This window comes from Pseudomonas sp. Z003-0.4C(8344-21), from assembly GCF_900104975.1.
GTDB classification, from domain to species: Bacteria; Pseudomonadota; Gammaproteobacteria; order Pseudomonadales; family Pseudomonadaceae; genus Aquipseudomonas; species Aquipseudomonas granadensis.
Genome location: NZ_LT629756.1, coordinates 257,589 through 280,317 on the forward strand (window position 1 = coordinate 257,589; position 22,729 = coordinate 280,317).

The following is a 22,729-nucleotide window of genomic DNA, read 5'->3' on the forward strand; positions in this document are numbered from 1 at the left end:
TACCGCTTTAATCTAAAAAACCTAAACCATACGACGTAAAAGTCGGGAGGAAAGATGGAAACTGTAGTTGGTCTAACCGCTATCGCTGTTGCACTGTTGATCGGCCTGGGCGCACTGGGTACCGCAATTGGTTTCGGCCTGTTGGGCGGCAAGTTCCTGGAAGGCGCAGCGCGTCAGCCAGAAATGGTTCCAATGCTGCAAGTTAAGATGTTCATCGTTGCCGGTCTGCTCGACGCCGTAACCATGATCGGTGTTGGTATCGCTCTGTTCTTCACCTTTGCGAACCCGTTCGTTGGTCAGATCGCTGGCTGATTACCCGGATTCTTCCGAGTAATCTGGTGTGATGGACAACGTAACTGCGAGGTGTTGGCGTGAACATTAATGCGACCCTGATTGGCCAGTCCGTTGCGTTCCTGATTTTTGTACTGTTCTGCATGAAGTATGTATGGCCTCCGGTCATCGCTGCTCTGCACGAACGTCAAAAGAAGATCGCTGATGGTCTGGACGCTGCCAGCCGTGCAGCTCGCGACCTGGAGTTGGCCCAAGAAAAAGCGGGTCAGCAACTGCGCGAAGCGAAAGCTCAGGCAGCTGAAATCATCGAGCAAGCCAAGAAACGCGGTAACCAGATCGTCGAAGAGGCTGTTGAAAAAGCCCGTATCGACGCTGACCGTGTGAAGGTTCAGGCTCAAGCCGAGATCGAACAGGAACTGAACAGCGTCAAAGACAAGCTGCGTGCCCAAGTGGGCTTGCTGGCTGTTGGCGGCGCCGAGAAGATCCTGGGTGCCACAATCGATCAAAACGCGCACGCAGAGCTGGTTAACCAACTGGCTGCTGAAATCTAAGCGAGGGCGATCATGGCAGAACTGACCACGTTGGCCCGACCTTACGCTAAGGCGGCCTTCGAGCACGCTCAGGCCCACCAGCAACTGGCCAATTGGTCAGCCATGCTCGGCCTGGCAGCAGCGGTGTCGCAAGACGACACCCTGCAGCGCGTGCTCAAGGCCCCGCGACTGACGAGCGCAGAAAAGGCCGCCACGTTCATTGACGTGTGCGGCGACAAGTTTGATGAAAAGGCACGCAACTTCATCAACGTCGTTGCCGAAAACGACCGTCTCCTGCTTCTGCCGGAGATCGCCGCTCTGTTCGACCTGTACAAGGCCGAACAAGAGAAATCGGTAGACGTTGAAGTGACCAGTGCTTTCGCATTGAACCAAGAACAGCAAGACAAACTCGCCAAGGTTCTCAGTGCACGACTCAACCGGGAAGTGCGCCTGCAAGTTGCGGAGGACGCTGCCTTGATTGGTGGTGTCGTGATCCGCGCCGGCGACCTGGTTATCGATGGCTCGATTCGCGGCAAAATCGCGAAACTTGCCGAAGCATTGAAATCTTGAGTTTGAAGGGGCAGCAGAGCAATGCAGCAACTCAATCCTTCCGAAATAAGTGAAATTATCAAGGGCCGCATCGACAAGCTCGATGTGACCTCCCAAGCCCGTAACGAAGGCACTGTCGTCAGCGTATCTGACGGCATCGTGCGGATTCACGGTCTGGCCGACGTCATGTACGGCGAGATGATCGAGTTTCCGGGCGGCGTCTACGGTATGGCCCTCAACCTGGAGCAGGACTCCGTAGGTGCCGTGGTATTGGGCTCCTACCAGTCGCTGGCTGAAGGCATGAGCGCCAAGTGCACCGGCCGCATCCTCGAAGTTCCTGTTGGTAAGGAATTGCTGGGCCGCGTAGTCGATGCACTGGGTAACCCTGTTGACGGCAAAGGTCCACTGGGCAACACCGAGACCGACGCGGTCGAGAAAGTTGCTCCAGGCGTGATCTGGCGTAAGTCGGTAGACCAGCCTGTACAGACTGGCTACAAGGCTGTCGATGCCATGATCCCGGTCGGCCGTGGCCAGCGTGAGCTGATCATCGGTGACCGTCAGATCGGTAAAACCGCTCTGGCGATCGACGCGATCATCAACCAGAAAGACAGCGGCATTTTCTGCGTCTACGTAGCGATCGGTCAGAAGCAATCGACCATCGCCAACGTGGTTCGCAAGCTGGAAGAAAACGGCGCCCTGGCCAACACGATCATCGTGGCTGCCAGTGCTTCGGAATCTCCTGCGCTGCAGTTCCTGGCACCGTACTCCGGTTGCACCATGGGTGAATTCTTCCGCGACCGCGGTGAAGACGCGCTGATCGTTTATGACGATCTGTCCAAGCAGGCAGTGGCTTACCGCCAGATCTCCCTGCTGCTGCGCCGTCCACCAGGCCGTGAAGCTTACCCAGGCGACGTGTTCTATCTCCACTCCCGTCTGCTGGAGCGCGCATCCCGCGTTTCGGAAGAATACGTAGAGAAGTTCACCAACGGCGCAGTGACCGGCAAAACCGGTTCCCTGACCGCACTGCCGATCATCGAAACCCAGGCTGGCGACGTTTCCGCGTTCGTTCCGACCAACGTGATTTCCATCACCGACGGTCAGATCTTCCTGGAATCGGCCATGTTCAACTCGGGCATCCGCCCTGCAGTGAACGCCGGTGTTTCGGTATCCCGTGTGGGTGGTGCCGCTCAGACCAAGATCATCAAGAAGCTCTCCGGTGGTATCCGTACCGCTCTGGCTCAGTACCGTGAACTGGCGGCATTCGCCCAGTTCGCTTCTGACCTGGACGAAGCGACCCGCAAGCAACTTGAGCATGGTCAGCGCGTTACCGAGCTGATGAAGCAGAAGCAATACGCACCAATGTCGATCGCTGACATGGCGCTGTCGCTGTATGCCGCTGAGCGTGGGTTCCTGACTGACATTGAAATCGCCAAGGTCGGCAGCTTCGAACAAGCGCTGATTGCTTTCTTCAACCGCGATCACGCCGATTTGATGGCGAAGATCAACGTTAAAGGTGACTTCAATGACGAAATCGACGCTGGCATGAAAGCCGGTATCGAGAAGTTCAAGGCCACCCAAACCTGGTAAGCCGCAGCGGGAGCCGCGAGGCTCCCGCTTGCTAACCTGATAGGTGTTACATGGCAGGCGCAAAAGAGATTCGCAGTAAGATTGCGAGCATCAAAAGCACGCAAAAGATTACCAGCGCCATGGAAAAAGTGGCGGTCAGCAAAATGCGCAAGGCACAAATGCGCATGGCTGCTAGCCGTCCTTATGCGGAGCGTATCCGCCAGGTAATTGGGCATCTGGCCAACGCCAACCCGGAATACCGCCACCCGTTCATGATCGACCGCGAAATCAAGCGCGTCGGTTATGTCGTCGTGAGCAGTGACCGTGGTCTGTGCGGCGGCTTGAACACCAACCTGTTCAAGGCCCTGGTCAAGGACATGGCGGTAAACCGCGAAAACGGCGTCGAGATCGATCTGTGTGTCGTTGGTAGCAAGGGTGCGGCCTTTTTCCGCAACTTCGGCGGTAACGTCGTTGCAGCTATCAGCCACCTGGGTGAAGAGCCGTCGATCAATGATCTGATCGGCAGCGTCAAGGTGATGCTGGATGCCTACCTGGACGGCCGTATTGACCGCCTGTCCGTGGTGTCCAACAAGTTCATCAACACCATGACGCAACAGCCTACCGTGGAGCAGTTGATTCCACTTGTGGCCACCCCGGATCAGGATCTCAAGCACCACTGGGACTATCTCTACGAACCGGATGCCAAAGAGCTGCTTGACGGCTTGATGGTCCGTTACGTCGAGTCGCAGGTCTACCAGGCGGTGGTCGAGAACAACGCGGCTGAACAGGCTGCGCGGATGATCGCGATGAAGAACGCTACCGACAACGCCGGTGATTTGATCAGCGATTTGCAGCTGATCTACAACAAGGCGCGTCAGGCTGCGATCACCCAAGAGATCTCGGAAATCGTCGGCGGCGCTGCCGCGGTTTAACGGTTCAAATATTCAGAGGATCCAGCTATGAGTAGCGGACGTATCGTTCAAATCATCGGCGCCGTTATCGACGTGGAATTTCCACGCGACAGCGTACCGAGCATCTACAACGCGCTGACTGTACAAAGCGCGGCCGCAACCACTCTGGAAGTTCAGCAGCAGCTGGGCGACGGCGTGGTTCGTACCATTGCGATGGGTTCCACCGAGGGCTTGAAGCGCGGTCTGGAAGTCAGCGACTCTGGCGCAGCCATCTCCGTACCGGTCGGTAAAGCGACCCTGGGCCGGATCATGGACGTCCTCGGCAACCCGATCGACGAAGCTGGCCCGATCGACACCGAAGAGCGCTGGGGCATTCACCGTCCTGCACCTTCGTTCGCCGAGCAAGCGGGCGGCAACGACCTGCTGGAAACCGGCATCAAGGTTATCGACCTGGTTTGCCCGTTCGCCAAGGGCGGTAAAGTCGGTCTGTTCGGTGGTGCCGGTGTAGGCAAAACCGTAAACATGATGGAACTGATCCGTAACATCGCCATCGAGCACAGCGGTTATTCCGTGTTCGCCGGTGTGGGTGAGCGTACTCGTGAGGGTAACGACTTCTACCACGAGATGAAGGACTCCAACGTTCTGGACAAAGTGGCACTGGTTTACGGTCAGATGAACGAGCCGCCGGGAAACCGTCTGCGCGTAGCCCTGACCGGCCTGACCATGGCCGAGAAGTTCCGTGACGAAGGTAACGACGTTCTGCTGTTCGTCGACAACATCTATCGTTACACCCTGGCCGGTACTGAAGTATCCGCACTGCTGGGCCGTATGCCTTCGGCAGTAGGTTACCAGCCGACCCTGGCTGAAGAGATGGGCGTTCTGCAGGAACGTATCACTTCGACCAAGGAAGGTTCGATCACTTCGATCCAGGCGGTATACGTACCGGCGGATGACTTGACCGACCCGTCGCCAGCGACCACCTTCGCCCACCTGGACGCCACCGTCGTTCTGTCCCGTGACATCGCTTCCCTGGGTATCTACCCGGCGGTAGATCCACTGGATTCGACCTCGCGCCAGCTGGACCCGAACGTGATCGGTCAGGACCACTACGACACCGCTCGCGGCGTTCAGTACGTTCTGCAACGTTACAAAGAGCTGAAGGACATCATCGCGATCCTGGGTATGGACGAGCTTTCGGAAGCCGACAAGCAGTTGGTTAACCGTGCTCGTAAGATCCAGCGCTTCTTGTCGCAGCCGTTCTTCGTGGCTGAAGTCTTCACCGGTGCTTCGGGTAAATACGTTTCCCTGAAAGACACCATTGCTGGCTTCAAAGGCATCCTCAACGGTGACTACGACCACCTGCCAGAACAAGCGTTCTACATGGTTGGCGGCATCGAAGAAGCGATCGAGAAAGCCAAGAAACTGTAATCCCGGCGCCCGGCAACGGGCGCTAATTTAGGTTGAGGCAATCAGATGGCTATGACAGTCCATTGCGATATCGTCAGCGCGGAAGGGGAAATCTTTTCCGGCCTGGTCGAGATGGTGATTGCGCACGGTGCACTGGGTGATCTTGGTATCGCTCTGGGTCACGCGCCGCTGATCACTAATCTCAAGCCGGGTCCGATCCGCCTGATCAAGCAAGGCGGGGAAGCCGAGGTGTTCTACATCTCCGGTGGTTTCCTCGAGGTTCAGCCGAACATGGTCAAGGTGCTTGCCGATACTGTGCAACGTGCCGCCGACCTGGATGAAGCTCAGGCTCAGGCAGCTCTCAAGGCTGCCGAGAATGCCCTGAACGAAAAAGGCGCGGACTTCGATTACGGCGCCGCTGCCACACGTCTGGCCGAGGCTGCAGCTCAACTGCGCACCGTCCAGCAGATCCGCAAGAAGTTTGGCGGTTAATCCGTCAGCCGCTTGTTGTGCGATTGATAAAAAAGGGTAGCCTCGGCTACCCTTTTTTCTTTTCCGAATTCCCGTAAACCGGTCGCAGTCGCTGACCACCCAGGATTGGTAGCCAGTCATGTCTCTTGAAATCGTTATCCTCGCGGCCGGCCAAGGCACCCGCATGCGTTCTGCCTTGCCGAAGGTGCTGCACCCGATTGCCGGCGACTCCATGCTGGGTCATGTTATCCACAGCGCCCGTCAACTGGACCCGCAACGTATTCATGTGGTGATCGGTCACGGCGCCGATGTGGTGCGTGAGCGCCTGGCGGCCGACGATCTGAATTTCGTCCTCCAGGACAAACAACTCGGTACCGGCCACGCCACGGCGCAAGCGGTGCCGTTCATTACTGCCGACACCGTGTTGATCCTTTACGGCGACGTGCCGTTGATCGAAGTCGAAACCTTGCAGCGTTTGCTCAAGCACGTTGTGCCTGGTCAGATGGGCTTGCTCACCGTCGAACTCGACGACCCAACCGGTTATGGCCGCATCGTGCGTGATGCCGACGGCAAGGTGGCCGCCATTGTTGAACACAAAGATGCCAGCGAAGCCCAACGCGCGATAACCGAAGGCAACACCGGCATTCTCGCCGTGCCGGCCAATCGCCTCGCGGACTGGATGAGCCGCCTGTCGAACAACAACGCCCAAGGCGAGTACTACCTGACCGACGTGATCGAAATGGCGGTCAGCGATGGTCTGGTGGTAGCCACCGAACAACCACATGACCCGATAGAAGTGCAGGGCGCCAACGATCGCAAGCAACTGTCCGAACTCGAGCGTCATTACCAGATGCGCGCCGGTCGTCGTTTGATGGCACAAGGCGTGACCCTGCGTGATCCGGCACGTTTTGATGTGCGTGGTGAAGTCACTGTCGGTCGAGACGTCTTGATCGATATCAACGTGATCCTCGAAGGCAATGTGGTGATCGAAGACGATGTTGTCATTGGCCCGAATTGCGTGATCAAGGACAGCACCCTGCGCAAAGGCGTGGTGATCAAAGCCAACAGCCATATCGAAGGTGCGATTCTCGGCGAAGGCAGCGATGCCGGACCGTTCGCGCGTCTGCGTCCTGGCACCGTGCTTGAAGCGCGCGCGCATGTGGGTAACTTCGTCGAGTTGAAAAACGCCCACATGGGCGAGGGCGCGAAGGCGGGTCATCTGACCTATCTGGGCGATGCCGAAATCGGTGCGCGCACCAACATCGGCGCCGGCACCATCACCTGCAACTACGATGGCGCCAACAAGTGGAAAACCGTGTTGGGTGCGGATGTGTTCATCGGCTCAAACAATTCGCTGGTTGCGCCTGTGGATATCTCCAGCGGTGCAACCACGGCAGCCGGTTCGACGATCACGCAAAATGTGGATAACGCGCAGCTGGCTGTCGGTCGGGCGCGGCAGAAAAATATCGATGGCTGGAAGCGGCCAGTAAAAATCGAAAAATCCTGAGTTATCCACAGTTCTCAGGTAGCCCGCTCGTGAAAGCGTTTGATCAGGTGTACTCACTAGCCTGAGAGACCCATTCGCGAGCAGGCTCGCTCCCACACGTCTTTTTCTGAATTTTTCTCGCAACGGCTTGACGGCATTGTTTCGATAGGTTTTGATTGCTTACGTTATCTTTCGAATCGAAACATAAGCCGCCATGTCGAAACGCAATACGCCCCAGCGCCGCCACAACATCCTCGCCTTGCTCACCGAGCGGGGCGAAGTCAGTGTGGATGAACTGGCCAAGCGCTTCGAAACCTCCGAAGTTACGATCCGCAAGGATCTGGCCGCGCTCGAAAGTCATGGTTTATTGCTGCGCCGTTACGGCGGAGCAATCACCATGCCTCAGGAACTGGTCGCGGAAACCGCGCAAAGTGTCTCCAGATACAAGCAGGCGATTGCTCGCGCCGCGGTTCAGCGCATCCGCGAACACGCGCGGATCATCATCGACAGCGGCAGCACCACCGCCGCAATGATTCCTGAACTCGGCCAGCAGCCGGGTCTGGTGGTGATGACCAACTCCCTGCACGTCGCCAATGCCTTGAGCGAGCTTGAACACGAGCCCGTGCTGCTGATGACCGGCGGCACCTGGGATCCGCATTCGGAATCCTTTCAGGGGCAGGTCGCCGAGCAGGTACTGCGCTCCTACGATTTTGATCAGTTGTTCATTGGCGCCGATGGCATTGATCTGGTGCGCGGGACGACCACCTTCAACGAACTGCTCGGTCTGAGCCGGGTAATGGCTGAGGTGGCGCGCGAAGTCATCGTCATGGTCGAGGCCGACAAGATCGGCCGCAAGATCCCCAACCTGGAGCTGCCGTGGAGCAGCGTCCATACCCTAATTACCGACGATCGCCTGCCCGATGAGGCCCGCGATCACCTTCAGGCCCGCGGTATCACCGTGATTAGCGCGGCTGTCAGTCAGGAGAAATAAACATGTGTGGAATTGTCGGCGCAGTGGCAGAACGTAATATCACCGCGATCCTGCTCGAAGGACTCAAGCGCCTTGAATACCGCGGCTATGACAGCGCCGGTGTGGCGGTGTACACCAACGACGCAACGCTTGCGCGCATGCGCCGGCCGGGCAAGGTCAGCGAGCTCGAAGCGGCGCTGACCGAGCATCCTCTGGCCGGTCGTCTGGGCATCGCTCACACGCGCTGGGCAACCCACGGCGCACCTTGCGAACGTAATGCTCACCCGCATTTTTCCGGTGACATTGCGGTGGTGCACAACGGCATCATCGAAAACCACGAAGCGCTGCGTGAACAACTGAAGGCGCTCGGTTACGTCTTCACTTCCGACACTGACACCGAAGTCATCGCCCACCTGCTTACCGAAAAGCTCAAGCAGCAGCCAGACCTGACCGTTGCGCTCAAAGCCACCGTCAAGGAACTGCACGGCGCTTATGGTCTGGCCGTGATCAATGCGCAACAACCGGATCGTCTGGTCGCTGCGCGCAGTGGCAGTCCATTGGTGGTTGGCCTGGGTCTGGGGGAAAACTTCCTCGCTTCCGATCAACTGGCGCTGCGCCAGGTCACCGACCGCTTCATGTACCTGGAAGAAGGCGATATCGCCGAAATTCAACGCGACAGCGTGCAGATCTGGGACGTCGACGGTAACGCCGTCGAGCGTCAGACCGTGCAGTACACCGACGGTGCCGAAGCCGCCGACAAAGGCGAGTTCCGCCACTACATGCTCAAGGAAATTCACGAGCAGCCAGCAGTGGTGCAGCGCACCCTCGAAGGCCGCCTGAGCAATGATCAGGTACTGGTGCAAGCGTTCGGGCCGCATGCCGCCGAGCTGTTTGCCAAGGTGCGCAATGTGCAGATCGTCGCCTGCGGCACCAGTTATCACGCCGGCATGGTTGCGCGCTACTGGCTGGAAGAACTGGCCGGCATCCCGTGCCAGGTCGAAGTCGCCAGCGAATTCCGCTACCGCAAGGTGGTGGTGCAGCCGGATACGCTGTTCGTGACCATCTCGCAATCGGGCGAAACCGCCGACACCCTGGCCGCACTGCGCAACGCCAAAGAACTGGGCTTCCTCGCCAGCCTGGCGATCTGCAACGTCGGCATCAGCTCGCTGGTGCGCGAATCCGACCTGACCCTGCTGACCCAGGCCGGCCGCGAAATCGGCGTCGCGTCGACCAAAGCCTTCACCACGCAACTGGTCGGCCTGCTGCTGCTGACCCTGTCGCTGGGCCAGGTTCGCGGGACGTTGGCCAAAGGCGTTGAAGCCACGCTGGTGGAAGAGTTGCGTCGCTTGCCAACCCGCCTGGGCGAAGCCTTGGCGATGGACAGCACCGTGGAAAAAATCGCCGAGCTGTTCGCCGAAAAGAACCACACCCTGTTCCTCGGTCGCGGTGCGCAATTCCCGGTGGCGATGGAAGGCGCCTTGAAACTCAAGGAAATCTCCTACATCCACGCCGAAGCCTACCCGGCCGGCGAGCTCAAACACGGCCCGCTGGCGCTGGTGGATAACGACATGCCGGTGGTCACCGTTGCGCCGAACAACGAACTGCTGGAAAAGCTCAAATCCAACCTGCAGGAAGTCCGCGCCCGTGGCGGCGAACTGGTCGTCTTCGCCGATGAGAAGGCCGGGATGACCAATGGCGAAGGCACCCACGTTGTGCAAATGCCGCACATCCACGACATCCTCTCGCCGATCCTTTACACGATTCCGCTGCAGTTGCTGTCGTACTACGTTGCGGTGCTCAAGGGCACGGATGTGGATCAGCCGCGCAATCTGGCGAAGTCGGTGACGGTGGAATAAGTTATCCACCGCTAAAAAACAGATTTCCCAGCAACGCCAAAGCCCCTGATTTCAGGGGCTTTTTCTATTTAACGGCGTCCACCGGATGACCGAATAGGCGTTGCGCGATTATCGATGGCGAAGAGCGGGTTGTGGTGAGCCCGGCTCACCACAACCACCGACAATAAATCTCTCGCACTTGGGCAGGTGGCAAAGATACTCCGTTAGACCACCGCGCCAGCCGCGGCGGGTTCACCGTCGACCACTACGTTGTACGGTGCCTGTTCGCGATCACGCAGACCGTAATCGCGAATCACCGATGTCACGCGCACGCGGTAGTCATCGAAGATTTTGTCGCGTCCGGCGCGCTGTGCCGACAGGTGGGCTGTCACGTTGCGCCACTGCACCACGGCCTCCTCATCGCGCCAGGTGGTGACCGACATCACCTTCTTGGGGTTGAGCGTGCTTTGAAAGCACTCGACGGAGATAAACCCCTCCATGGGTTCAAGCAGCGGGGTCAGCTTGTTGACCAGGTCAACATAGGTCTCGCCCTGGCCTGGCAGTGCCTGTAACTCAAACAAAACGACGATCATTTTTGATTCCTCATCCTTGATATTTTTCAGGTGGTTTACACGGTGCAAATGCGCTGGGCAGGTGCCCGATCGCTATCAGTGTTTTATCGGGGTGCCCAGGTTGTTCAGCCAGGCCCGCATGACGTGGCTCGCGGCGCGGGTCAGGCGGTCGCCGAGGTGAAGGGCCTCGCTGCGCAACGCAACAGGGTCGATGCCGGCTTGTGCCAGCTCGCTGGCATGGCCAACCAGCCATTGCTCGATGTTGGCGGTATCGGCTTCGAGGTGAAACTGCAGGCCGAGAATCGTGTTGCCCACGGCGAACGCCTGATGAGCACCCACCGGCGTACTGGCCAGCAGCACAGCACCTTCCGGCACATCGAACTGGTCGCCGTGCCAGTGCAGCACGGGGGTGTCCATCAGTGCGGCGAGCGGCGAGTCTTGACCGGCCGCGGTCAGGGTCAACGGTGAAAAACCGATCTCCTTGACCTCCATCGGGTAGACGTCGGCCTGCATGGCCCGGGCGATCAATTGCGCACCGAGGCAGATGCCCAGCAGGGGATTGCCGGACGCAACGCGCTGGCGCACCAGTTTCAATTCGTCGTGCAAAAACGGATACAGCTGCTCGTCATAGGCTCCAATCGGGCCGCCGAGTACGATCAACAAGTCGGCCTGCAGCACCGGCTCGCTGTAGATGGCGTCGACCGTGGGGTCGAGGTAAATCAGCGTATAGCCTGCTTCGGCGAGAACGGTATCCAGGGTGCCAACGTCTTCGAAGTGAATGTGGCGCAATGCAATGGCAGTTTTCATGGAAAAAACCAGTTGTTGAAGTAAGGACGGTACGTGTTCATACCGTGGTGGAGAGGTCGACCTTGATCGTCCCGGATTGCGGGAAGGTGCAGCAGGCGAGGGCGTAGCCGTCGTCCTTGTCCTTGTCCGTCAGGCAAAAGTCGGGTTCAAGGGTGTAGTGACCCTCCGATACTTTCAGCCGGCAGTGACCGCAGATGCCGGCGCGGCAAAGGCTGCGTACCTCGATGCCACCGGTTTCGAGCATCTCCAGCAAACTCTTGCCGGCGGCCGGCTCCAGCACCTGGTCGTTGTGGTTCAAGTGCAGGCGCAACGTCGCGTCGGCTTGAGCCTGCGGCTGAGCGGCGGAGGCCGGCGCGGCCGGTGCCGTGAATGACTCGATGAGCAAGCGGCTCGCGGGGAACATGGCCAGGGTGTGCTCGCGCATGCCCTGGGCGAAGCCATGGCTGCCGCAGATCACCACGCGGTCGGGGTTACCCAGCCGACTCAGGTCCTGGACCTCGGGGCGACCGGCGATGAAGTGTCCGTTGTTGTTAACCGCTTCGCGGGTTACGAACACCCGCAAGGAGAACCACGATGTGGTCAGCTCAAGCTCCAGCAACTCCTGTAGAAACGAAATCTCGGCGATGGACGGCACACACAGCAGCAGGCTCACATCGGGCACCGCCAGTCCACGCTGCGCGCGCTCGGCCAGACCCCGCAGCAATGCAATCGGCAAGGTGATGCCGATGCCGCCGGCGAGCATGCCGACCTGGCGGCAACCCAGAACCGACTCCAGCGAAATATCACCTGCGACAAACTGCATCGCGGTGGTTGAGCCGGCTTGCAGCGTAGCGTGCAACTGGTCCGAAACCCCGCCATGGCCTTCACGCTTGACCGCAATGTCGAACCGGTCAACGCCATGCTTGCGCGTGATCGAATACAACCGTTGGTGATAGATGCCCGCCATGTCCGCGGCGTGCAGGGCCACGTGTCTGCCTGCCTCCAGGCTGTCGAGGAATTCGACGGGGGCGTCCACCGCGCGCAGGGTGAAGACTTTTACGTTGGCCGTTTCAGTGCTTACGTGTTCGCACAGGGCCGTGAAGGATGCCATGCCGTTCATGCGCGGGCCTTCTCGCCTAGGGTTTCAATGGCATGCTCGGCACTGCTGAGGCCGTTGCCGGTCAAGCCGATCCGGTCTATCAGGGCTTCGAGCGAGTCGGTGTAGACACTGATTTCGTTGTTATCGCCCACGTCACGCACGATCTCGCCGGCGTGGGGGAAATCCAGCATCGAAAACACGGTGGACCAGGCGCCCATTTCGTTATTGGCGAACATCTGCACCGTGCGCAGGATGATCGCGCGCAGGTACTCGCGTTCCTTGCGGCTCAGGCCATTGACGATGTCGGAAGCGACGAAGCTGAAGACGCTGGAATGGCTCCACTCGTCCATGGCGTGGGTACGCGTGACCTCATGGCACACCGCCTGAATGCTGGCGTCCTCGGCCATGGTTTTGAGGTAGTCGGTGATCAGCGTTTCGCTGGCACACGCGACGCCGAAACGGGTCAGGCGTCGCTCCCATTCGGCAGTGCAGTTGGCCAGGAGCGCCTCGCGCCAGGTCACCAGGTTGAACGCGCTGAAGTCCAGCGGGGTGAGTTTGCGCATGTCATAGATATAGTTGCAGGCCATGATGGACATGCGCGTGTGCAGGGCTTCGTCGAGCAGTGCCTGAGACATCACGTCTTGCAGCAGGGCGCGGTTGTTGCTCGGCGGCGGGGTCTTGATAATGTCCTCGCAGGCCGGCACGACCACATTGCATTCGATGTAGATGGTCTTGAGGTTGTAGATGCCCCACGCATACGACAGACATTTGGATTGCAGGTCCTGAGGGGCTTCGAGCCAGGCCTGGTGATGACGAAACGGTAACAGCGACAGACTGAAGTCGTGCTTGTCGGCATCGAAGGCGAGGCCCCAGTAGTTCGGTTGCGGGTTGTTGACGGCCGCGCGGGTTTTCCAGAGCGTGGAGAGTTTGGCCAGCATGTTTTTTACTACGTCATCGGTACCACAATTCAAACGTTCCATGTTTTAACTCCAAGGGAATCGGCTGTTGGTGTTGGGGTTTACCGTGCAGTCCTTGCAAAAATAACGAGTCCGCACAAGCGAGGGGTGCAGCGCAATAAATGCGGGACGGCGCCCTTCAAGTCTGCGGCAAAAACACCTGGCGGTTATTGATTCAGGTCACTTGAATGCCACTTGGAGGGCCGCCATTTTTCGGGTCCTGGCCATGGACCGCTCCTGTATCAGGGTCAGTACAACGGTCAGGCACATGAAGGCGGCGCTGGCCCAGAAAATGGCGTTGGGCTGATCTTGGTCAAGCAGCCAGCCGAACCCGACTGGCCCGATGGCGCCACCGATGTTGAAGCCGGTAGAGACGATGCCGAAGGTTTTGCCTTCGGCACCCTTCGGAGCAGCCGCCCGTACCAGCATGTCGCGGGACGGTGCGATCACCCCGGTCAGGAAGCCCGCAGCCCCCAGCACGATCAGCAGCGCGGGCTCGCTCAAGCGTGCGGTGGCGACCAGCAGCATCAGCACGGTGGCCAAGGCAAACGCGCTGGCTGCGACTACGCCATGGCGGCGAGTCCGGTCGGCCAAGGCTCCCCCTGCCAGCACGCCGAAAGCGCTGGCAAAGAGGAAGGCAGTCAACGCCGAGTTGGCCCAGGTCAAGGCCACGCCCTGGCCTTGCATCAGGGCGGCGACCGAGAACTTCTCGATCGCGCCGGTGCTCAGGTTCAGCAGCACGAACAACAGGGTCAGGCTGAGCACCATAGGCGAGAGCAGCGACAGGCGATTGGCGCCGCTGGGTGTCGGGTCTGCGGCGCGATACTCGCGAGTGACTCGGGCCAGTGCGGAGCCCGGGATCAACAACAGCGCCAGCACGAAAAAGCCCACCAGGGCGGCCGCCGCGAAGGCCATGGGCAGGTTGCTCGCCACCGCGATACTCAGCAAAAACACCGGGGCCACGGCCGCGCCAAGGAACCCGGCAAAGGTATGCACGGAGAACGCCTTACCGATGTGGGCGGGGTCAATGTGGCGCGACAGCAGGGCGTAGTCGGCCGGGTGATAAATGGCGTTGGCGACACCGGCCAGCGCCATGCCGATCAACAAACAGGTGTAGCCGGGCAGGAGCGCAATCAGCAGGAAACTGCTGCTGCCCAGTGCCAGCGCGACGCACAGCAAGCGTCTGGCACCGTAGCGGTCCACGGCAAACCCCATGGGTGCCTGCACCAACGCCGTGACGATATTGAACAGGCTCAACGCCAGGCCCAGCTCCACATATTCCACGTTGAAAAAAGCCGGAAGCAGGGGGAATAGCGCCGCCAGCACCATGATGTGCAAATGACTGACAAAGTGTGCGGCGGCGACCTGAGGCAGCAACCCGATACGAATCGTCATGGCGAAACCCGTGTAGTGAGCATGGCAAATCCGGCGCAGAGCTTAATGAGGCGATGGTCTTGCGCGATAGTCCATTACCCATGAGGCCACCAGACCACTTTAAATGGCGGCGATTTCCTCACGGCTGCCCCCGCGCAGACGCGTGGCAAGGACTTTGGGTGCAGTGGTCTGCAACATCCGAGCGAACTGGTATGGTCGGCCGGCCCGTGGGCGGCTAGGGTAGTGCGGCGTGTTATCCGGGCGTTTACACAGGGAGTGACCATGCCGCATTTCGCTTATCAGGAGGGCCACGCGCTGCCAGGGGTCAGTGGCGTTGCGCTGCCCCAGGTGGACGGGGAGGTGTGGCGCGCCATTGACGCCGAGCGTCAGCGCCAGGTGCAGTCAATCGAACTGATCGCCGCTGAGAACGTGGTCAGTCGTGCGGTGCTCGAGGCCCAAGGGTCGGTGCTGACCAACAAATATGCCGAGGGCTACCCAGGGCGTCGCTATTACGCCAGTTGCTGTAATGTCGATGCCATTGAAGAGCTCGCCATCGAACGGGCCAGGCAGCTGTTCAGCTGTGCCTATGCCAACCTGCAACCTCATTCGGGCAGCCAGGCCAACCAGGCGGTGTTTCTGGCGCTGCTGGCGCCAGGAGACAAGATCCTCGGCCTGGACCTCAAGTCCGGTGGGCACCTGTCCCATGGCGCAGCGTTCAACTTGTCCGGGCGCTGGTTTCAGGCCCTCAGCTATGGCGTGCACCCGGTGACCCACAGGGTCGACATGGATCAGGTCGAGCAGATCGCCCGACAAGAACGTCCACGCCTGATCATCGCAGGGGCCTCGGCGTACTCGCGGGCGCTGGATTTCGCCCGGTTTCGCGCGATTGCCGACGAGGTGGGTGCGTACCTGATGGCCGACATTGCCCACGTTGCCGGGCTGGTCGCGGGTGGTGCGTATCCGTCTCCTGTGCCGTTCGCTCATGTCACCACCCTCAGTACCCATGCCACGTTGCGTGGCCCGCGTGGCGGGATGATCCTGAGCAATGAGCAGGCCATTGCGCAGAAGATCAATGCGGCGGTGTACCCCGGCCTGCAGGGCGCAGCACTGATGCATATCGTTGCAGCCAAGGCCGTGGCGCTGGGCGAGGCATTGCAGCCGGCCTTCGGCGCATATGCCCACGCTGTGGTTGCCAACGCCCAGGCCTTGTGCGGCCGATTGGCTGAAGGTGGGTTGTTGGTGGTGTCGGGAGGGACCGACTGTCACCTGGGGGTGATTGACCTGCGGCCGTGGGGCCTGGTGGGCAATATCGCCGAGCGTGCGCTGGAGGCGATCGGTATTACCGTGAACAAAAATGTCGTGCCCGGCGATGAGGTCAAGCCTACCGTGACGTCCGGGATTCGTCTCGGCAGTGCGGCGTGCACTTCGCGTGGCATGGGGGTCGATGAATTCAGAGAGATCGGCGACATGATTCTGGCCATGCTCGGTGGCGTACGCAGCGGTGCCCTCGACGGCCGAACTGAACGCTCGATTCGTGAAGGTATCAGCGACCTGACCAAGCGTTTCCGGCTGCCGTATTAACCGTCTGCGCTTTTTTGCAAAGGAATTCCGATGTCCGACATCATCCCCACCGGCCGCCTGGCGGCTGCCCGCAGCTTGTTCACCACCGCCAAGCCGCAACCCGTCATCACGGTTGAACATTCCAGGCTGCCCCGGCGCTCACGGATGGTCGTCCAGGCCCAGCAGCTGCTGATGAACTATGCGCTGGGCCATTAGATTTTCAGGGCATTGGCCAGACGCAACATGGCGGCTTCTATTTCATACGCGGTCAGGGAGGAGTAACCCAGCAGCCAGCCCTGTTGCTTCGGTTCGCCCGCGTACAAGCCGCTGAGGCCGGACAGTTGCACGCCGGCAGTGGCGGCCTGGCGGATGGTTTTTTCCTCGGACCATCCGGATTTCAGCACGCAGGGAATTTGCAACCCGCCCGGCGGCAGTTCGGCGGTAACCACGGTGCTCAAGTACTTGCCGATGGCGTCGTGCATGATCGAGCGGCGTCCGGCATACAGCTTGCGCATGGCCCGGACATGCGCGTTGTAATGGCCGTCCTCCATAAAGCGCGCCAGCGTCAGTTGCAGCGTTTGCGGAGTATGGCCGTCCATCATGCTGCGCGCATAGGCAAAGGGCTTCACCAGTTCGCAGGGCAGCACCATGTACCCCATACGCAGTCCGGGATAGAGGGTTTTGCTGAACGTGCCGATGTAGAGCGTGCGCTGGTACTTGTCCAGGCCTTGCACGCACGCCGTGGGTTGCCCGTCGTAATGGAACTCGCTGTCGTAGTCGTCCTCGATGATCCACTTGCCTTTTTGCGCCGCCCAATTGATCAACTCAAGACGCCGCTCCAGCGGCAATGTCGCGCCGGTGGGGTATTGGTGAGAGGGCGTGACATACACGCAATTGGCGCCGCTGCGGTCGGCGTACAACAGGTCGGTACGGATGCCCTGTTCATCGACGTCAATGGGCATCACCTTGGTTTCAGCGATCTGGAAGGCCTTGCGCGCCCCATAGTAGCCGGGGTTTTCCATCAGGATCGGCTTGCCGGCGTCCACCAGCAATTGCGCGCACAGATACAACGCCTGACGCGTACTGCTCAAGACCAGTATCTGGTCGGGGGAGCATTTGGCGCCGCGTTCGAGGTTCAAGTAGGTGGCGATCGCTTTGCGCAGGGGCTCAGCCCCTTGTGGATCGCCATGCAGCAGCACGCTTGCGCGATAGTCCTTCATGACCTGGCGTTGCAAACGCTCCCAGACATCCGTCGGGAAACTGCGGGTTTCCGGCAGGCCGGTGGCGAATGCCTTGATGACTTGCTGATCGCGCACGCCGCCGGTGTCGAAGATCATCCGCCCGCGTTGACTGAGTGCTGCGCCCGGTGCGGCGACGCTGCTCCTGATCTCCTGAGCCTTGAGGCGTCGGCGGCCAGCACCGCGCAATTCGACACCCACCGTGTCGCAGACGTAACTGCCGGCACCTTCTCGGCGCACGATAAACCCGTCCCGATGCAACTGCACATAGGCGTTCTCAACGGTATCGCGGGCGCAGCCCAGTGATTTGGACAGCACCCGCGTGGCGGGCAGTTTCAAGCCGGGGCCGAGGGCGCCGTCGAGAATCAGCGCACGCAATGCACGCTGGATCCGCTGATGCAGATCCAGCAGCTGAAACTCAGCGTCGTTGAGGCGCATCTTCAGCGTTTCCAGCTCGAAGGTCTTGGCCATGTGGTCTGCTCTCTTTCCATGAACTGGCAGGTAAAGGCAGGCCAGTTTATCCGTAGACTCTGGCCCTCGCTACTGCGCCTTTACCTCGATTGATGACGCGAAGGCGAGCGTTCTCGAACAGGAGTTACTCAACCATGGCCAGGTCATACAACTTCAGTGCAGGCCCCACCGCGGTGCCGTTGGACGTCCTCACTCAGGCGCACGAGGAGTTTTTCGATTTTGCCGGCACCGGCATGTCCGTGATGGAAATCAGCCATCGTTCGCAGGTGTTCATGGCGGTGGCCCGTGATGCCGAACAGGACCTGCGCGATATTCTCGGGGTGCCGCCCGCCTACAAAGTACTGTTCCTGCAAGGCGGCGCCTCGTTGCAGTTCGCTCAAGTGCCGATGAACCTGATGGGCGATAAAGGCACGGCGGATTACCTGCACACCGGCCTCTGGTCAGGCAAGGCGATCGAGGCCGCGCGGCGCTACTGCGAGGTGCGTGTGGTTGCCAGCGCCCATGCGTCCGGTTTCGACCATGTCCCCCCCGCCTCGGACTGGCGCCTTAACGCCGACGCCGCCTACCTGCACTACACCGAGAACGAGACGGTACACGGCGTGCAATTCATCGACACGCCTGCGAGCGACGCGCCGCTGGTGTGCGATGCCTGTTCAAGCCTGCTGTCCAAGCCGATCGACATCGCCAGGCACGGGCTGGTGTATGCCGCCGCGCAGAAAAACATGGGTATGGCCGGGTTGACGGTGGTCATCGTGGACCCGGCGTTGCTGGAGCGTTCCCACGCCTTTACCCCGGACATTCTCAACTACGCGCGCATCAGCGAAGCGCAGTCGATGCTCAATACCCCTGCGACCTTCCCCTGGTACCTCACAGGCCTGACGCTCAAGTGGATCAAGCGCAGTGGCGGTCTGCAGGCCCTGCATCAGCGCAATCAGGCCAAGGCGCGAATGCTGTACCGCGCCATCGATGAAAGTGAAGGGTTTTATCGCAACTCAGTGCAGGCGCCGTATCGCTCCATCAATAACGTGCCCTTGCGCTTGGCCGAAGTGGCGCTGGAGAAGATTTTTTTGCGGCAAGCGGAGCAGGCCGGCCTTAACGGCCTCAAGGGCCACGCCAGCGTCGGCGGCCTGCGCGCCAGCCTCTACAACGCCGTTTCAGTGCCGGCGGTCGAGGCGCTGTGCGATTTCATGAGCGCCTTTGCGCGTCAGCACGGCTGAGCCGACCACAAAAAGTGGTCTGGTCTGCTGCGTTAAAGCGTAGGGGTAAAACCCGCCATTCAATCGCTATAAATGACCGCTTACCAGCGGCCGGATGCAATCGTCCAGCAAGGAGCCAAGACCTATGTCATCTACTCAATCCCTCTCGTCCCTGCGTCTGCGGGACCTGCTGCACCCGGTGGTTGCCGGTTTGATTTCGGTGATCGTCAATTACGGCGGCACCTTCATCCTGGTGTTTCAGGCCGCCAAGGTCGCAGGGCTCAGCCCCGAGTTGACGGCTTCGTGGGTCTGGTCTGTGTCGATCGGCGTAGGGGTGACCGGGCTGTTCCTCAGTTGGATGAGCCGCGAGCCGATCATCACTGCCTGGTCGACCCCGGCGGCGGCATTTTTGATCGTCGCCCTGGCGACCACACCCTACGCCGAGGCCATTGGGGCGTACATGATTTCGGCTGCAGCGTTCGTGCTGCTGGGCGTATCCGGTTACTTTGAAAAAGCCGTTCGCCTGATCCCGCCGGGTGTAGCAGCGGGCTTGTTGGGCGGCATCTTGCTGCAGTTCGGCATCGGTGCGTTTGCCAGCATGAGCCTCGACCCGCTTTTGGTCGGGGTGTTGATCGGTGCCTACATCCTGTTCAAGCGTTTGAGTGCGCGCTACGCGGTGGTCGGCATTCTGGTGCTGGGGCTTGGCTTTCTGCTGATGCAGGGACGCGTGGATTTCACGGGGCTGACGCTGGAGTTTGCGACGCCGGTGTTCACCCGCCCGGAGTTCTCGGTCAATGCGTTGTTGAGCGTGGCGTTGCCGCTGTTTCTGATCACCCTCACCGGGCAGTACATGCCGGGCATGCTGGTGCTGCGCAGTGATGGCTTCAACACCAGTGCCAACCCGATCCTCAGCGTGACCGGGCTGGGTTCTCTGCTGATGGCGCCGTTCGGTTCCCATGCCTTCAACATCGCGGCCATCACCGCCGCCATCTGCACGGGCAAGGAAGCGTCGGAAGACCCGTCCAAGCGCTGGATCGCGGGCGTGGCTGCGGGCATCTTCTACATCCTGGTAGGGATCTTCGGCGTGACCCTGGCGGCGGTGTTCATGGCTTTCCCGGCGACCTTCATCACCACCCTGGCGGGGCTGGCCCTGTTGGGCACACTCGGCGCGAGCCTGGCCAATGCCATGGCGGACGTGAAATCGCGCGAAGCGTCGTTGATCACATTCCTCGCCTGCGCAGCCAATATCACCTTGCTGGGCATCGGTGGCGCGTTCTGGGGCCTGGTCATCGGCCTGGCCGCCTATGTCGTACTCAATGGGCAGTTGCCGCGTCGTGAAAAGTCTGCAGGCCCACAGGCCGAACCGGTTGCAGTGCCCACCAAGGGAGCGGCCAACTGATGCCTGCTCAAACCGAAGACCTCATCCTGCATGCGCGCCATGGTCGTTACCCACAGGCCGACAGTGTCGAAGACTTTCGCCGCAACCTGGCCGCCGTGCAGCAACGCATTGTCGAGGCGTGCCATCGGGTTGGGCGAGACCCCGCCGGTGTGCGCTTGCTGCCGGTCAGCAAAACCTTTGATGAAGCTCATCTGCGTCTGGCCTATGCCGCCGGTTGCCGCCTGTTGGGCGAGAACAAGGTGCAGGAAGCCCAGCGCAAGTGGGAAGCCATGACCGACCTGCAAGACCTGCAATGGTCGGTGATCGGCCACTTGCAGACCAACAAGGCCAAGCAGGTTGCACGCTTCGCCAGTGAGTTCCAGGCCCTGGACAGCCTGCGGGTGGCCGAGGCGCTGGACCGTCGCCTGCGCATTCTGGATCGGCAGATGGACGTGTTCGTCCAGGTCAATACTTCCGGCGAAGCCAGCAAGTACGGGCTGGCGCCCGATGACGTGGCGGCTTTCCTCGAGGCAATGCCAGCATTCCCGACGCTGCGGGTCCGCGGGTTGATGACGCTGGCGCTGTTCTCGGCCGACGCGCTGCGGGTACGCCCTTGCTTCGTCCGGCTGCGTGAATTGCGCGACCGATTGCTTCATTGCGCCCCTGACGGGGTGTCGCTGCAAGAGCTGTCGATGGGCATGTCGGGTGACTTTGAAGTCGCCATTGAAGAGGGCTCGACCGTGGTGCGCGTCGGGCAGGCGATCTTCGGTGCCCGAGCCATGCCGGATGCGTATTACTGGCCGACCGCTGATGCCCGCCCTTTCATTGAAGACACGTTGTTGTCGATCACACCCAGCCGTTGATCCCCCTCTACAGGAGGCCCGCAATGTCCGCTGCACCCGCTTACCTCATGCACACCTCAGCTCGCCAACCGGTTTCGTTCAGCCGAGGCCAGGGCGCCTCGTTGTGGGACACCGAGGGTGTTGAATATCTGGATGCCATCGCCGGTGTGGCGGTGACGAGCCTGGGCCATGCCAACCCCGAAATTGCCGCGGCCATCGCCGAACAGGCCTCGGTGTTACTGCACACGACCAACATGTTTCGCATCCCATGGCAGGAGCAATTGGGCGAACGACTGTGCCTGTTATCGGGCATGCAGCGGGCGTTTTTCTGCAACTCCGGAGCGGAGGCCAACGAGGCGGCGCTCAAACTGGCCCGCCTGCATGCCAACACTCGGCAGGTGGCCCAGCCGCAAGTATTGGTCATGGAAAACAGTTTTCACGGGCGCACCCTGGCCACTCTCGCCGCCACCGGCAACCCCGCCGTGCATCGCGGCTTCGAGCCGCTGATGTCGGGCTTTGTGCGGGTGCCTTTCGACAACATCGAGGCGATTCGCCAGGTCGCGGCGCAGTCTCCCGATATCGTCGCGGTGCTCGTCGAGCCGGTGCAGGGTGAGGGGGGTGTGCACGCCGCCTCTGCCGGCTACCTGCAGGCCCTGCGCCAAGTGTGTGACGAACACGACTGGCTGATGATGATCGATGAAGTGCAGACCGGGCTGGGCCGCACCGGTACCTGGTTTGGCTTTGAGCATGCGGACATCAAGCCGGACGTCATTACCCTGGCCAAAGCGCTGGGCAACGGTTTCCCCATCGGCGCATGCCTGGCGCGGGGCAAGGCCGCCCAGCTGTTTTCCCCCGGCCACCATGCGTCCACGTTCGGCGGTAACCCGCTGGCTTGCCGGGTCGGCTGCACAGTGCTCGACATCATGCAGCGCGATCACATACCGCAACGCGCCGCTGCCTCGGGCCGCCGCTTGTTGGCGGCCTTGAAGCTGGCGCTGGGCAACCATCCCGAGGTGGTGTCCGTTCGCGGCATCGGCTTGATGATCGGCATTGAGCTCAATGGCCCATGCGCCGAACTGGTCGGCCGGGCCCGTGAAGAACAACGTCTGCTGATCACCGTCACACGGGGCAACACCGTGCGCCTGTTACCGCCGCTGATCTGCGATGACGCACAGATCGACGACATCGCCGCGCGCATCACCCGCCTGCTGTCACCCGCCGCTTGAATTCTTTGACCAAGG

At 60.5% G+C, this 22,729-nt stretch carries 22 protein-coding genes; 16 read left to right on the forward strand and 6 right to left on the reverse strand.

Annotated features, from left to right (window positions below):
- Window positions 1-54: 54 nt before the first annotated feature.
- The 10 genes from atpE (at window position 55) to glmS (ending at window position 10,037) form a co-directional block, all read left to right on the forward strand.
- Window positions 55-312, forward strand: a complete 258-nt coding sequence (atpE, locus tag BLU24_RS01150) for a F0F1 ATP synthase subunit C (protein ID WP_003097235.1) — start codon at window positions 55-57, stop codon at window positions 310-312.
- Between the two features lie 59 nt (window positions 313-371).
- The gene (locus BLU24_RS01155) at window positions 372-842 is read left to right on the forward strand and encodes a F0F1 ATP synthase subunit B (protein WP_016772403.1); all 471 of its coding nucleotides are present in this window, start codon (window positions 372-374) and stop codon (window positions 840-842) included.
- Between the two features lie 12 nt (window positions 843-854).
- A complete protein-coding gene (locus tag BLU24_RS01160) occupies window positions 855-1,391 on the forward strand; it encodes a F0F1 ATP synthase subunit delta (RefSeq protein WP_016772404.1) in 537 nt (178 codons plus the stop codon).
- 21 nt (window positions 1,392-1,412) lie between these two features.
- Window positions 1,413-2,957 carry a F0F1 ATP synthase subunit alpha gene (gene atpA / locus BLU24_RS01165; RefSeq protein ID WP_016772405.1) on the forward strand — a complete coding sequence of 515 codons (1,545 nt, stop codon included), beginning with the start codon at window positions 1,413-1,415 and terminating at the stop codon, window positions 2,955-2,957.
- Window positions 2,958-3,007: 50 nt separating this feature from the next.
- Complete coding sequence (gene atpG / locus BLU24_RS01170) at window positions 3,008-3,868, forward strand: F0F1 ATP synthase subunit gamma (protein ID WP_007911960.1); 861 nt, start codon at window positions 3,008-3,010, stop codon at window positions 3,866-3,868.
- Between the two features lie 27 nt (window positions 3,869-3,895).
- The gene (gene atpD / locus BLU24_RS01175) at window positions 3,896-5,275 is read left to right on the forward strand and encodes a F0F1 ATP synthase subunit beta (protein WP_090287822.1); all 1,380 of its coding nucleotides are present in this window, start codon (window positions 3,896-3,898) and stop codon (window positions 5,273-5,275) included.
- A gap of 45 nt (window positions 5,276-5,320) precedes the next feature.
- On the forward strand, window positions 5,321-5,746 hold the full coding sequence (locus tag BLU24_RS01180) for a F0F1 ATP synthase subunit epsilon (RefSeq protein WP_016772407.1): 426 nt from the start codon (window positions 5,321-5,323) through the stop codon (window positions 5,744-5,746).
- 118 nt (window positions 5,747-5,864) lie between these two features.
- Window positions 5,865-7,232 (forward strand): bifunctional UDP-N-acetylglucosamine diphosphorylase/glucosamine-1-phosphate N-acetyltransferase GlmU, encoded by a 1,368-nt coding sequence (glmU, locus tag BLU24_RS01185; protein ID WP_093096497.1) that lies wholly within the window; start codon window positions 5,865-5,867, stop codon window positions 7,230-7,232.
- 193 nt (window positions 7,233-7,425) lie between these two features.
- Window positions 7,426-8,202: a DeoR/GlpR family DNA-binding transcription regulator gene (locus BLU24_RS01190; protein ID WP_093096502.1), complete on the forward strand. Its 777-nt coding sequence runs from the start codon at window positions 7,426-7,428 to the stop codon at window positions 8,200-8,202.
- A 2-nt stretch (window positions 8,203-8,204) separates the two neighbouring features.
- Window positions 8,205-10,037: a glutamine--fructose-6-phosphate transaminase (isomerizing) gene (gene glmS, locus BLU24_RS01195; protein ID WP_093096506.1), complete on the forward strand. Its 1,833-nt coding sequence runs from the start codon at window positions 8,205-8,207 to the stop codon at window positions 10,035-10,037.
- Window positions 10,038-10,240: 203 nt separating this feature from the next.
- Here the strand turns inward: glmS and BLU24_RS01200 are convergent, their stop codons facing one another.
- The 5 genes from BLU24_RS01200 to BLU24_RS01220 form a co-directional block, all read right to left on the reverse strand.
- Window positions 10,241-10,609, reverse strand: a complete 369-nt coding sequence (locus BLU24_RS01200; protein WP_093096509.1) for an antibiotic biosynthesis monooxygenase family protein — start codon at window positions 10,607-10,609, stop codon at window positions 10,241-10,243.
- Window positions 10,610-10,684: 75 nt separating this feature from the next.
- Complete coding sequence (locus tag BLU24_RS01205) at window positions 10,685-11,395, reverse strand: glutamine amidotransferase (protein WP_093096513.1); 711 nt, start codon at window positions 11,393-11,395, stop codon at window positions 10,685-10,687.
- Between the two features lie 37 nt (window positions 11,396-11,432).
- Window positions 11,433-12,485 carry a 2Fe-2S iron-sulfur cluster-binding protein gene (locus BLU24_RS01210; RefSeq protein WP_231990181.1) on the reverse strand — a complete coding sequence of 351 codons (1,053 nt, stop codon included), beginning with the start codon at window positions 12,483-12,485 and terminating at the stop codon, window positions 11,433-11,435.
- Window positions 12,486-12,490: 5 nt separating this feature from the next.
- Window positions 12,491-13,453: an AurF N-oxygenase family protein gene (locus BLU24_RS01215; protein WP_093096523.1), complete on the reverse strand. Its 963-nt coding sequence runs from the start codon at window positions 13,451-13,453 to the stop codon at window positions 12,491-12,493.
- A gap of 156 nt (window positions 13,454-13,609) precedes the next feature.
- Window positions 13,610-14,824: an MFS transporter gene (locus tag BLU24_RS01220; protein WP_093096528.1), complete on the reverse strand. Its 1,215-nt coding sequence runs from the start codon at window positions 14,822-14,824 to the stop codon at window positions 13,610-13,612.
- A 261-nt stretch (window positions 14,825-15,085) separates the two neighbouring features.
- Here BLU24_RS01220 and BLU24_RS01225 point away from each other — a divergent pair, with 261 nt between their 5' ends.
- Together BLU24_RS01225 and BLU24_RS27725 are read left to right on the forward strand one after the other, a co-directional pair.
- Window positions 15,086-16,384 carry a serine hydroxymethyltransferase gene (locus BLU24_RS01225; protein ID WP_093096534.1) on the forward strand — a complete coding sequence of 433 codons (1,299 nt, stop codon included), beginning with the start codon at window positions 15,086-15,088 and terminating at the stop codon, window positions 16,382-16,384.
- Between the two features lie 30 nt (window positions 16,385-16,414).
- Complete coding sequence (locus tag BLU24_RS27725; protein ID WP_172833232.1) at window positions 16,415-16,579, forward strand: hypothetical protein; 165 nt, start codon at window positions 16,415-16,417, stop codon at window positions 16,577-16,579.
- Here BLU24_RS27725 and pdxR read toward each other — a convergent pair.
- Window positions 16,576-18,072, reverse strand: coding sequence for a MocR-like pyridoxine biosynthesis transcription factor PdxR (pdxR, locus tag BLU24_RS01230; protein WP_093096538.1), 1,497 nt, complete (start codon window positions 18,070-18,072; stop codon window positions 16,576-16,578). The two genes, BLU24_RS27725 and pdxR, sit on opposite strands and share 4 nt — an antisense overlap.
- A gap of 134 nt (window positions 18,073-18,206) precedes the next feature.
- Here pdxR and serC point away from each other — a divergent pair, with 134 nt between their 5' ends.
- From serC to BLU24_RS01250, 4 genes are all read left to right on the forward strand, one after another.
- A complete protein-coding gene (gene serC / locus BLU24_RS01235; protein WP_093096542.1) occupies window positions 18,207-19,289 on the forward strand; it encodes a 3-phosphoserine/phosphohydroxythreonine transaminase in 1,083 nt (360 codons plus the stop codon).
- A gap of 124 nt (window positions 19,290-19,413) precedes the next feature.
- Entirely contained in the window at window positions 19,414-20,667 is a 1,254-nt protein-coding gene (locus BLU24_RS01240; protein ID WP_093096547.1) for a benzoate/H(+) symporter BenE family transporter, read from the forward strand.
- Window positions 20,667-21,509 (forward strand): YggS family pyridoxal phosphate-dependent enzyme, encoded by an 843-nt coding sequence (locus BLU24_RS01245; RefSeq protein ID WP_093096551.1) that lies wholly within the window; start codon window positions 20,667-20,669, stop codon window positions 21,507-21,509. The genes BLU24_RS01240 and BLU24_RS01245 overlap by 1 nt, the downstream gene beginning before the upstream one ends.
- A gap of 23 nt (window positions 21,510-21,532) precedes the next feature.
- On the forward strand, window positions 21,533-22,714 hold the full coding sequence (locus BLU24_RS01250) for an aspartate aminotransferase family protein (RefSeq protein ID WP_093096555.1): 1,182 nt from the start codon (window positions 21,533-21,535) through the stop codon (window positions 22,712-22,714).
- The last annotated feature ends 15 nt before the right edge of the window (window positions 22,715-22,729 follow it).